Origin of the sequence: Kocuria sp. WRN011 (assembly GCF_002295155.1) — a bacterium.
GTDB lineage: Bacteria > Actinomycetota > Actinomycetes > Actinomycetales > Micrococcaceae > Kocuria > Kocuria carniphila.
This window is the reverse complement of record NZ_NSGI01000018.1, coordinates 1-2,843: the sequence shown is the minus strand read 5'-3', so window position 1 is coordinate 2,843 and position 2,843 is coordinate 1. Positions and strand designations below refer to the sequence as shown.

Here is a 2,843-nt window from a genome sequence, read left to right as displayed (position 1 = left end):
TATGGTTAAGCATTGTCGAGGTCCTTGGTGCGAGCAGAGGTAAGAGTCCGCTCATCATCGAGGACCTCGACGTCTATCCCCAGCTACCCCGCACCACCGGCGCGCCCACACTCAACTCTGAAGAGCCTGTTATGGTTTGTGAGAGACCTGTGGCTCACTGAGAGAATCCGCAAAACTAGGGCTGAACCGAGTCTCCCCGGGGTCCCCCGTGTGAAATCTCAAGAAGGAGTGATGAACATGGCAGGCAACCGTTCCGTCGTCTTCCGCGGCGTGAAGAACATGCAGGTTGAGGATCTGGACTTTCCGAAGCTCCAGATGCCCAACGGCAAGAAGGCACCCCACGGTGTTGTCCTAAAGATCGTGGCTTCCAACATCTGCGGTAGTGACCTCCACATCTACCGTGGATCCTTCCCCGCCCCGGAAGGCATGGTCATGGGGCATGAGATGACCGGGGAAGTCGTGGAAATCGGCTCTGACGTCGAGTTCCTGAAGGAAGGCGACCTGGTCTCGGTTCCCTTCAACGTGGCTTGCGGCCGCTGCCGTAACTGCCGCAACGGTCGTACCGAGGTCTGCCAGACCTGCAACCCGGACGCCGATTCCGCTGCCTACGGCTTCAACCTGGGCGGCTGGGACGGCGGACAGGCCGAGTATCTTTTTGTTCCCTATGCGGACTTCCAGCTGCTGAAGTTCCCGGACCGTGACCAGGCCATGGAGAAGATCCGCGATCTGGCGCTTCTCTCTGACATCCTCCCGACTGCCTTCCACGGCCTCATGGAGGCTGGCGCCAAGCCCGGGTCCACTGTCTACATCGCGGGGGCCGGCCCCGTGGGCCGTTGCGGCGCCGCGGCTGCGCGCCTGCTGGGGGCGTCCTGCATCATCGTCGGCGACCACGACAAGGATCGCTTGGCCCTAATGAAGCGCAACGGTTGCGAAACCATTGACCTCAACGAGGATGTCCCGCTGCAGGACCAGATCGAAAAGATCCTTGGCGAGCCGATGGTCGACTGCGCCGTGGACTACGTCGGCACCGAAGCTCACGGCATCGGCAAGGACGCGGACAAAGAGGATCCGGCCTATGCGATCAACCAGGTGATCGACGTTACCCGCGCGGGAGGCGCCACCGGCATCATCGGCATCTATGGGCCTGACCCCCTGGCGGATTCCAAGGACGAGCAGAACGGCATCTACCCGATTGAATTCGGCAATGCCTGGATTAAGTCCCCGAAGATCACCGCTGGCCAGGCGCCGATCATGCATTACAACTACGAGTTGATGCAGGCGATCCTGTGGGACCGCATGCCGTACCTGTCGGACATGCTGCAGACCAAGGTCATCGGCCTTGACGATGCTCCTCAGGCCTACGCGGACTTCGACAACAGCTCGCAGGAGAAGTACATCATCGACCCGCACGGCATGATCGCCTCCTGATCTTGCCCACTCGGCACTGAGGCCCTGGCAATTTGCCAGGGCCTCAGTGCCGCCAGGACGCGCCTCAGGCTGAGGGCGCCTTTTCGTTCTCTCTATAGCCGGTTAGGAAAACAGCTGGCCGTGAACCCGGTCGGCGGCACGTGAAAACTGACCCCGTGGCGGCAGGCGGGTTCAACGGTGGGTTCTAGACGGTATGTAGTGACCCGTCTGTGGTGGAGGGGTTCCGGGCCGGGGCCTCGCTCACAGATATTCGTGGGTTACCGGACAAGATGTCCCTTGCCCGGTCTATCCAACAGTTGTGGGAGGCCCCGGTGTTTACGCAAGCGTACGAGCGTAGGGCTGGATGTGCACGCCCGATCTGTGGCGGCCGCAGCCAGCGACGGTGTGACCGGTGAACTACTCCAGACCCGGTTGGCCCCGAATTATGACCATATTCGGTCCTTGATCCGCCAGCTACCCGGCCCGGTGGCGGTGACGTACGAGGCCGGCCCCACCGGCTTCGGCCTGGCCCGGATATTGAACGCAGACGGGATCCGGTGCGTGGTCGCGGCCCCGTCGAAGCTGCAACGGCCTTCCGGGGACCCGGTGTTGACTGATGCGAAGGACGCGGTGCACCTGGCCCGGTTGCTGCGTTTGGATGAGGTCACCGGCGTGGTGGTGCCGTCGGTGGAGCAAGAAGCCGCCCGGGATCTGGTACGGGCCGGGGGGACTGCCGTTCAGATCTGATGCGCGACCGCCACCGGCTTTCAAACTTGCTGCTGCGTCATGGGATCGTCTATGACGGTGGGCAGGCTTGGACCGGGGCCCATCACGCGTGGCTGGCCCGCCAGTACTTGGAATTCCCGGCGACGCGGATGGCTTTTGATGCCGAGCACGAGACGGTGCTGGTCACTGCGGCCCGCCGTGACCGACTGGATCAAGAGATTACCAAGATGGCCGCCGAGTCCCAATTCGCCGAGGTGGTCCACCGGCTGGGGTGCTTGCGCGGGATCTCCACGCTGACCGGGTTCGGGCTGGCCGTAGAGATCGGGGACTGGCGCCGCTTCACCGGTGACACCATCGGGGCCTTCGTCGGGTTGGTGCCCTCCGAGTACTCCTCCGGAGCCAGCAGAGCACAGGGGCCGGACACCCAAGACCGGTAACACCCACGCCAGGCGGCTGCTGGTCGAAGCCGCCTGGCACCACCGCCCGGCCTACCGCATCGGCAAGACCATGCGCGATCGCTGGGACCTGGCACCGGCGGCCGCTCGGGCCCGCGGCGATGCCGGTAACCGCAGATTGCATAACCGGCTCTTCAGAGTTGAGTGTGGGCGCGCCGGTGGTGCGGGGTAGCTGGGGATAGACGTCGAGGTCCTCGATGATGAGCGGACTCTTACCTCTGCTCGCACCAAGGACCTCGACAATGCTTAACCATA

Annotated in this window: 3 protein-coding genes; all 3 read left to right on the top strand. The window is 63.2% G+C overall.

Going from position 1 to position 2,843, the window contains the following annotated elements; translation table 11 throughout:
• Positions 1–237: 237 nt before the first annotated feature.
• The 3 genes from CKW39_RS15180 to CKW39_RS15840 all read left to right on the top strand — a co-directional run bounded on the left by CKW39_RS15180 (position 238) and on the right by CKW39_RS15840 (position 2,570).
• Positions 238–1,428 (top strand): alcohol dehydrogenase catalytic domain-containing protein, encoded by a 1,191-nt coding sequence (locus CKW39_RS15180; RefSeq protein ID WP_095798957.1) that lies wholly within the window; start codon positions 238–240, stop codon positions 1,426–1,428.
• 345 nt (positions 1,429–1,773) lie between these two features.
• Positions 1,774–2,154, top strand: coding sequence for a hypothetical protein (locus CKW39_RS15845; RefSeq protein ID WP_254049470.1), 381 nt, complete (start codon positions 1,774–1,776; stop codon positions 2,152–2,154).
• 26 nt (positions 2,155–2,180) lie between these two features.
• Positions 2,181–2,570, top strand: a complete 390-nt coding sequence (locus CKW39_RS15840; RefSeq protein ID WP_254049469.1) for a transposase — start codon at positions 2,181–2,183, stop codon at positions 2,568–2,570.
• Positions 2,571–2,843 lie beyond the last annotated feature (273 nt).

Bases quoted from the DNA above. Each gene is read 5' to 3' on its own strand.
- CKW39_RS15180 (WP_095798957.1), top strand. From the start codon at position 238: ATGGCAGGCAACCGTTCCGTCGTCTTCCGCGGCGTGAAGAACATGCAG.